Annotated in this window: 7 protein-coding genes, 1 tRNA gene and 1 riboswitch; of the genes, 7 read left to right on the top strand and 1 reads right to left on the bottom strand. The window is 33.2% G+C overall.

Annotation, left to right across the window (positions count from 1 at the left end; all coding sequences use genetic code 11):
• The first annotated feature begins 1,225 nt into the window (after window positions 1-1,225).
• A riboswitch (glycine riboswitch) is annotated at window positions 1,226-1,323 on the top strand.
• Between the two features lie 294 nt (window positions 1,324-1,617).
• Window positions 1,618-2,637, bottom strand: a complete 1,020-nt coding sequence (locus DYH56_RS15345) for a PTS sugar transporter subunit IIC (RefSeq protein ID WP_114643740.1) — start codon at window positions 2,635-2,637, stop codon at window positions 1,618-1,620.
• 438 nt (window positions 2,638-3,075) lie between these two features.
• Here DYH56_RS15345 and DYH56_RS16070 point away from each other — a divergent pair.
• The 7 genes from DYH56_RS16070 (at window position 3,076) to grdB (ending at window position 8,467) form a co-directional block, all read left to right on the top strand.
• Window positions 3,076-3,168, top strand: a tRNA-OTHER gene (locus DYH56_RS16070).
• 125 nt (window positions 3,169-3,293) lie between these two features.
• Window positions 3,294-3,674 (top strand): GrdX family protein, encoded by a 381-nt coding sequence (locus DYH56_RS15340; protein ID WP_114643739.1) that lies wholly within the window; start codon window positions 3,294-3,296, stop codon window positions 3,672-3,674.
• A gap of 42 nt (window positions 3,675-3,716) precedes the next feature.
• The gene (trxB, locus tag DYH56_RS15335) at window positions 3,717-4,658 is read left to right on the top strand and encodes a thioredoxin-disulfide reductase (protein WP_114643738.1); all 942 of its coding nucleotides are present in this window, start codon (window positions 3,717-3,719) and stop codon (window positions 4,656-4,658) included.
• 13 nt (window positions 4,659-4,671) lie between these two features.
• Window positions 4,672-4,992 (top strand): thioredoxin TrxA, encoded by a 321-nt coding sequence (gene trxA, locus DYH56_RS15330; protein WP_114643737.1) that lies wholly within the window; start codon window positions 4,672-4,674, stop codon window positions 4,990-4,992.
• Window positions 4,993-5,044: 52 nt separating this feature from the next.
• On the top strand, window positions 5,045-6,331 hold the full coding sequence (locus tag DYH56_RS15325; protein ID WP_114643736.1) for a glycine/sarcosine/betaine reductase component B subunit: 1,287 nt from the start codon (window positions 5,045-5,047) through the stop codon (window positions 6,329-6,331).
• Between the two features lie 70 nt (window positions 6,332-6,401).
• Window positions 6,402-6,878, top strand: coding sequence for a glycine/sarcosine/betaine reductase complex selenoprotein A (gene grdA / locus DYH56_RS15320; RefSeq protein ID WP_114643735.1), 477 nt, complete (start codon window positions 6,402-6,404; stop codon window positions 6,876-6,878).
• 296 nt (window positions 6,879-7,174) lie between these two features.
• Window positions 7,175-8,467, top strand: a complete 1,293-nt coding sequence (gene grdB, locus DYH56_RS15315) for a glycine reductase complex selenoprotein B (RefSeq protein ID WP_114643734.1) — start codon at window positions 7,175-7,177, stop codon at window positions 8,465-8,467.
• Window positions 8,468-8,654: the final 187 nt, after the last annotated feature.

Here is an 8,654-nt window from a genome sequence, read left to right as displayed (position 1 = left end):
ATCCTGAGCCAGGATCAAACTCTACATTCAAATTTATATCCTAACTTCATAAATGAAGTTTAGCTATCTATTAAAAGATAATTATTTTTATAGTGGTTCATTCCACTGTACACCTTAATCGATTGTTTGAAACAAGTTTCAAACGACAATTGAGTTTTTAATTTACACTTTCTTTCTCTATTTAATTGCTAATGTCCTGTTGTTTGTATCGCTCCAGGTCGCTTTCGCTTTCTTTCGCGGACAAGAAGAAGTATACCGTGTTTACAATTTTTCGTCAAGGATTTTTTTGCTTTTTCATTGTGTTTTTTCAAAACATTTTCTAAAACTGAACTAAAAAACCAAACACCCTTCTATTTCCCCTTAATTTACTACCGTGCAGACGACGAAACATATATGTTATTGCAATTAAAAACAATTAAAAACTTTTCACCCCTTCACCCATGTAATAACGTTAGTGTTGTTACATGGGAAAACTAAATTACAAATAACTGAAATTGATACGAATAAAAAATTAAATTTAACCAATATCTGAGGGAAAAAATCAGAATATTTTAGCTTTCCTTCTTTAAATTTTAGAAAATCACATTTCCTTATACCTATCAGACACAGAAAGTTATAGAAAATTTTAAATAAAATTTTATTTTTATCAATTCAAAATTCAACATAAAAGTTTATTATAATATAGTAGTATTTCATATCAAACACAACACTTCACCTTTTCTCCCTTTACTGATTACAAAATTGCCTTCTCAACAATCCACTTCTTTCCCTTCTAAACATTTTCTTCTTCTATTGTTAATAACATAAACAATTTCACTTATTCTTCAGATTTTTTTAAGTTTTATAAAATTAATATAGATTGATCACAAAGGAAGAAAGTTTTAATTTCTTCCTAAATTAGATTCATATTTTAAATTAAGTTTTTTCATGCTTAATTTTTATAATTGTAGAAAATACCATTAGAGGAAAAATTAAGCAAAACGTTTTCCTACGAAAACTAATCGCGATTACATATATATAGTAAACGAAACTAATCGCGATTAAAAAAATGCAAACAAGTGTAAAAAAAGTGTTGACAAAACATCAAAAATGTAATAAATTAGTATTAGATAAGACAATTAAATACAAAATCGGACGAAGGTATGTGGAGAGTCTCTAGAAAATTAGAGCACCGAAGAAGTAAAACTTTCAGGTTTTCACGAATATGTGAATAAGAACACCTACTGGACGAACCTCTGGAGAGACTTTTAAATAAGTCACCGAAGGAGCAAACCTAATTTATTTTAGGCGAATCTCTCAGGTAAAAAGGACAGTGGAAATATTTTAAAAAAATGAAGTTTTCATTTTTTTAATTTTAATCTATTCTTAATTCAGAGGTCATACTATTGTATGACCTCTTTTGATATTTAAAGATTTTATCTAAAAAATTAAATATTATAAAATTTATATAAAATATGATTCCTCAGTTGATTCTAGAAGGACTTCATTATTTTGAACTAATTTTATAAATTTATATATATAACCACTAAAGGGTGATCTACAAAAAAAATTACAAAAAAATAACCTACCAAACTTATACGCCTTTCTAATGCAAAAGTTTGATAGATTATAATTGAACTATGCTTGTATCATATTTACCGATTCTTTCTTTGCTTTAATAGAAACAAAAATTGTTGAGATTAAATATCCGCCAATTATACCACCAATCATAGCAAAAACCATAGCTAGCACTACGTTTGTAGCTGGGTTAAACGCAAATGGAGTGAGCAAACCAGGGATAGGAGATGCTGTACCGGGAGCATCAGCTACAATTTTAAAATATGCAGCAGACAAACCTGCAAGTGCTCCGCCAGTAAAACTAGAGGCAAATATAGGAACTGGATTGGCTGTAACTATATCCGCTTGTGTAAGAGGTTCTAACATCATTGAAATAGCCTTACTTTTACTTCCTAATTTAAGTCTGTAGAATGTTATACCGTTTGCAAAACAACCACCGAAACAAGCGACACATGCTATTCCCATAGGCAGTCCTGTTAAACCTAAAATAGCGGTAAGAGCCATGGAACTAAGAGGAGATGTACAAATAACCTTGATAAGTCCTCCTAAAAGAAGTCCCATAAGTATTGGAGATTGATTTGAAGCGTTTAATATCATCTCTCCTAATTGATTGAGAGTAATAGTAACAACAGGTGAGACAGCTTCAGCGATAAATCTTCCTAGAGGAGCTAAAACAAGTACACCGACAATAACGTCTACTCCTTCAGGTAAATATTTTTCTATAACTGGAACTAAGAATGAAAGGGCATATCCCACGATAAATCCTTCTAATATTCCCATTCCAGAAAGTGCGAGACCGGCAGCTATAGCGAATACAGGATTGATACCCAGAGCCAGCATAACCAAACTTCCTGATGCTACGCCTCCCAGACCACCTACGATATTACCTACATTACCTAAAAAAGCAAAACCAAGCATATTTCCTGAAATAAATTTGTGTAAAGCTTCGACTAAAAAAGTAGCTACTGCAGCATTTGCTAGACCACTCATAGCTTTTTGACCATTTGGTGCTTTAAGACTGAACGCTGAAAAACATGATAGTGCCAATAATAGTAGTGCCATTCCTTTTAACATTTCCATTGTAAAAATTCCCCCTAATAATATATTGTCACACAACTTCTCGTGAAAAAAATCACTACAAATTGAAGTATTTAACTGAAATTAAATATTTCTTATTAAACTTAGGTTTGAGTGAATTTATTGCTAAAATAGTTGTGAATCTTATAATTTATAACCTTTTAAATGAGGTTTGTCAATTAAATTTAAACTTTTTTTGAAAATAGTGTATTCAAAGCAACTCTTTTGTTTTGTTTCTAAACTATTTTTTTTTAGTTTTTGGAAAAAATAAATTAAATTAATTTATGACAACATATACGTTATCATCTCGGCTCAACCTCTTCTACGATAAGGGTAAGATAAAAATTAGAAAAACATAATATATGTTTGTATTTGAAACAAAAAGTAAAAAAAATAACTTTAGTGGTTGACTTTTTAAAAAAAAAGGAGTATAACTAAATTGGAAATAGATAAGCCGCTGGTGTGCTTACCGATATTAAAATCGAGTTGCAATATTAAGTTATTGTAGGTGGGTTCGATTCCCTCATACTTCCATCAAATCAAGTGCTATATAATTTAAAAATAATCAAAAATTAAAAAGTATCGACATCGAACGAATACTTTTTATTTTTTTACAAAAATGTGAAAAAGAGAACATATCTCTTATTTGGGAGGGTCAAATGAAATTCAGAATAATAACAAACAATCCTCTAGTTCATCTAAAATATAAGGATGCATTCCCTATGGACTATCATGAAAATGCTACCTTTTTAGAGACTATGGAATTCACAAGGTCAAAGGTTCATAGCGGCCATGAGATTTTAACTCATCCATTGACGGGAAGTGTCAAACCAGGGGAAACACCATTTAAATCAATAATAATATCCGAAGAAGCGTCCAAATTAAACTTTGATTCTTTAAAGCTCATCGAAGATGCTATACTCACTACTAAAAAGTTTGTTTTAAATAGAAAATGGACAGATAAGATTATAAGTGATTTTAAACTAATCGATTGCGACATCATTACTAGTGGTATTGAAAGTATAAACCAAATTAATTAAATAATTAAATAAACAAATAAACATAAATATTAGGAGGCTACAATGTCAAAAGTATACGACCTTATAGTAATAGGAGCAGGGCCAGCGGGATTATCTGCAGCTTTATATGCAGGAAGATCAAAATTATCTACATTGGTATTGGAAAAGAGTAAGACAGGAGGACAGATTGTTATAACTCATGAAGTAGCAAACTATCCTGGATCTGTAAGAGAAGCAACAGGACCATCTCTAATCGGTAGAATGGTAGAGCAGGTAGTAGAATTCGGTGCAGAAATAAAAGCTGACAATGTAATCGATGTAGACTTTTCTGGAGACATCAAAATTGTTAAAGGTGAAAAAGAAGAATATCAAGCTAAGGCAGTTATCATAGCAACTGGAGCTACACCTAGAAAGATGGGTTGCCCGGGAGAAGCTGAATTTACTGGTAAGGGAGTTTCATACTGTGCTACATGCGACGCAGACTTCTTTGAAGATTTCGAAGTATTCGTAATCGGTGGAGGAGACACAGCAGTTGAAGAAGCAATGTACTTAACTAAATTTGCTAGAAAAGTAACTATAGTACATAGAAGAGATGAATTAAGAGCAGCTAAATCTATCCAGGAGAAAGCATTTAAAAATGACAAGTTAGAATTTATGTGGGATTCAACAGTTGAAGAATTAAGAGGTGACGGAATATTAGAAACAGCAGTTTTCAGAAACTTAAAAACTGGAGAATTAACAGAATTCCATGCAGATGAAGAAGATGGAACATTCGGTTTATTCGCATTTGTTGGTTATGTACCACATTCAGATACATTCAAAGGTCATATAGAAATGGATGACTGGGGATATATCAAAACAGATGACGAAATGAGAACAAATGTAGAGGGAGTATTTGCAGCAGGAGATATCAGACCTAAAGCACTTAGACAAGTAGTAACAGCAACTGCTGATGGAGCAATCGCAGCAACGTTAGCTGAAAAATATATGGAAGAAAAATTTTAAGGAGGATCAATTTATGTTAGTAGTAGATAAAGGAACATTCGAAGAAGAAGTACTGAATGCAGAAGGTTATGTATTAGTAGATTACTATAGTGACGGGTGTGTACCGTGCCAGGCATTATTACCTGAATTAGAAGTAATAGCTGAAAAAAATGCCGATAAAGCTAAATTCGTAAAATTAAACACAAGTAAGGCAAGAAGAATGGCTATAAAGCAAAAAGTATTAGGATTACCTACAATAACTTTATATAAAGGTGGAGAAAAAGTAGCGGAGTTAACAAAAGACGATGCAACAGCTAAAAATATTGAAAACATGCTTGCTGAAAATATCAAGTAATAAACCAAGTAACGATCATAGTTTAATATAATAATATAAGGGGGTGTGATATTTGCGTTTAGAATTAGGAGAAATTAATATTTCAGATATAAAATTTGCAGATGTCTCAAAGGTAGAAAATGGTGTTTTACATGTAAATGCGGAAGAAATCAAGGCAATTGTTTTAGAGGATGACAGAATCATTGATGTTAAACTTGAATTAGCAAAGCCTGGAGAAAGTGTTAGAATTACACCTGTTAAAGATGTAATCGAGCCTAGAGTAAAAGTTGGAGGAGATTCTAGTATCTTCCCTGGTGTTGTCTCAAAGGTAACAACAGTTGGAGAAGGTAGAACTCATGTATTAAAAGGGTCTGCTGTAGTAACTTGTGGAAAGGTTGTTGGATTCCAAGAAGGTATCATCGACATGTCTGGTGTTGCAGCAGATTATAGTCCTTTCTCAAAGTTAAATAACTTATGTATGGTTATCGAGCCTAAAGAAGGAATCGACCAATACGCTTATGAAGCAGCAGCTAGAATGGCTGGATTAAAAATCGCTGCTCACTTAGGTAAATTAGGAGAAAATGTTACTCCTGATAATATCGAAGTATTCGAAACTAAACCTTTATTAGAGCAAGCTAACGAGTATCCTGATTTACCAAAGGTAGGTTATGTATACATGTTACAAACTCAAGGTCTTTTACATGATACTTATGTATATGGTGTAGATGCTAAGAAAATAGTACCAACTATTTTATATCCAACTGAAGTTATGGATGGAGCTATCTTAAGTGGAAACTGTGTATCAGCTTGTGATAAGAACACAACTTTCCATCACTTAAATAACCCAATCATCAAAAACTTATACAAGCAACATGGAAAAGAAATCAACTTCATGGGAATCATCATAACTAACGAAAACGTATATTTAGCAGATAAAGAAAGATCATCTAACTGGACAGCTAAATTTACTAAATACTTAGGATTAGATGGTGCAGTAATCTCTCAAGAAGGATTCGGAAACCCTGATACTGACTTAATCATGAACTGTAAGAAAGTAGAAGCTCAAGGTGTTAAAACAGTTATCGTTACTGACGAGTATGCTGGTAGAGATGGATCATCTCAATCATTAGCAGATGCAGATGTATCAGCTAACGCAGTAATAACTGGTGGAAACGCCAATGAAATGATAACTTTAGCTCCAATGGACAAAGTTATCGGAATGTTAGACTATACAGATACATTATCAGGTGGATTTGACGGTTCATTAAAAGCTGACGGAACTATCGAAGCTGAGATCCAAATAATCACTGGTGCAACAAACGAATTAGGATTCAACAAATTATCAGCTAAAATGTACTAGTTTTAATAAATAAAACTTCGACACAGATAGTGTCAAAAACTAAATAAATTAAAATCTTAGGAGGCAACACATGTTTAATTATGAAAATAAAAAATTAATCATCGTCGGTGATAGAGACGGTGTACCTGGAGAAGCTATAAAAGAATGCGCTGAGACAATAGCTAACGTAGAAGTTATATTTGCTTCTACAGAATGCTTTGTCTGAACGGCTGCAGGAGCAATGGATTTAGAGAATCAAAAAAGAATTAAAGATTTCGCAACTGAATATGGACCAGAAAACTTAGTAGTTATATTAGGAGCAGCAGAAGCAGAGGCATCTGGATTAGCTGCAGAAACAGTAACAATGGGAGACCCTACATTCTCAGGAATATTAGCTAACGAAGCGTTAGGATTAACTGTATTCCACGTATTAGAAGATCAATTCAAAGGTGCTGTAGATGCAGACAAATTTGAAGAGCAAGTAGGAATGATGGAAATGGTATTAGAAGTAGAAGAGATCGTAGAAGAAATGAACGAAATCAGAGGAGAAGGTTGTAAATACCTTTAATTTCTCGCAAAACTTGTAATAACTAAACCAACAGCAAAAACAAAATAACTAAAAAACTAAGAAATCATATTCGGAAAACCGTGTCCTATGCAAGGCACATACCAAATCTTTAATTAAAATAATTCTCAAAAAAATCCATTGAACATATGGCTCAGGTGAGCCTATATAACAGAAACAAAGGCAACAAATTTAATAAAATCAATTATCAAAACTTATAATATAATATAAACTGGGGATTCAATAATCCCCAGTAATACAATATCGATGCAAGATAGTCTTAATTACGGGGGATTTGAATGAATAAAATAAAAGTAGTTCACTATATAAATCAATTCTTCGCCGGAATTGGTGGAGAAGAAAAGGCTGATATCAAACCTGAATTCAGAAATGAAGTTGTTGGTCCTGGTTCAGCTCTTATGCAACAATTTGGTGAAGAAGCAGAAATCATAGGAACAGTAATTTGTGGAGATTCTTATTTAAATGAGAATGTTGAAGAAGCTACAGAAGAAATATTAGAAATGGTAAAAGCTGCAAAGCCTGACTTATTTATCGCAGGACCTGCTTTCAACGCAGGAAGATACGGAGTAGCTTGTGGAACTATCGGAAAAGCTGTAAAAGAGAAATTAGGAATTCCTGTAGTTACTGCTATGTACATTGAGAACCCTGGTGTAGACATGTACAGAAAAGATCTTCATATTGTTTCTACAACTAACTCAGCAGCAGGAATGAGAAAGGCTATAAAGCCATTAGCAAAACTTGCTTTAAAATTAGGTAAGAAAGAAGTTGTTGGATCTCCAACTGAAGAAGGATACCATGAAAGAGGAGTAAGACAAAATTACTTCGCTGAAAAGATCGGTGCTGAAAGAGCAGTAGATATGTTACTAAATAAATTAAAAGGTGAGGCATTTGTAACTGAGTATCCAATGCCAGTATTTGATCATGTTGAACCTGGAAAGGCAATCAAAGATTTATCTAAGGCTAAGATAGCATTAGTTACTTCTGGTGGAATGGTTCCTTCAGGAAACCCTGACAGAATCGAAGCTTCATCAGCTCAAAAATATGGTAGATATGAATTAGACAACATGGGTGAAACTGCTCATGGAGGATTCGACCCTACATATGCTAACAACGATCCAAACGTAGTAGTTCCTACTGACGCTTTAAGACAATTTCAAGCTGAAGGTATGATCGGATCTATCCATCCTTACTACTACTCAACAACAGGAAACGGAACTTCAGTAAAGAACTCTCAGGCGTTCGCAGCTGAATTCACAAAAGAACTAGTTGCTGCAGGAGTAGACGGAGTAATCCTTACTTCTACATGAGGAACTTGTACTCGTTGCGGTGCAACGATGGTAAAAGAAATAGAAAAGAGTGGAATACCTGTAGTACATGTTTGTACTGTAGTTCCTATCTCACTAACAGTAGGAGCGAACAGAATAGTTCCTGCAATCGCAATTCCACATCCATTTGGTGACCCTGCATTATGTGCGGAAGACCAAATGAAATTAAGAAAAGACATAGTTAAAACAGCTTTAGAATCTTTAACTACTGAAGTTACTGATCAAACAGTATTTCATGTTAAATAATTAAACTTAAATAAGGGGGAAGAGTTATTGTCTCTTTCCCTTATTTTTTAATAGCTTTAAAAATAAATAAATTATAATAAATAATCGGAGGAATAAAAGATGAATTTTGCAGTTTTAAAAGGAGCAGCATATTGTTTAGTGCATACTCCAGACATGATCTTACACAACGGAACTACACAAACAGTTG

Source organism: Psychrilyobacter piezotolerans (assembly GCF_003391055.1).
GTDB lineage: Bacteria > Fusobacteriota > Fusobacteriia > Fusobacteriales > Fusobacteriaceae > Psychrilyobacter > Psychrilyobacter piezotolerans.
Note: the sequence above shows the minus strand (reverse complement) of the source record. Positions and strands in the feature narration are given on the sequence as shown.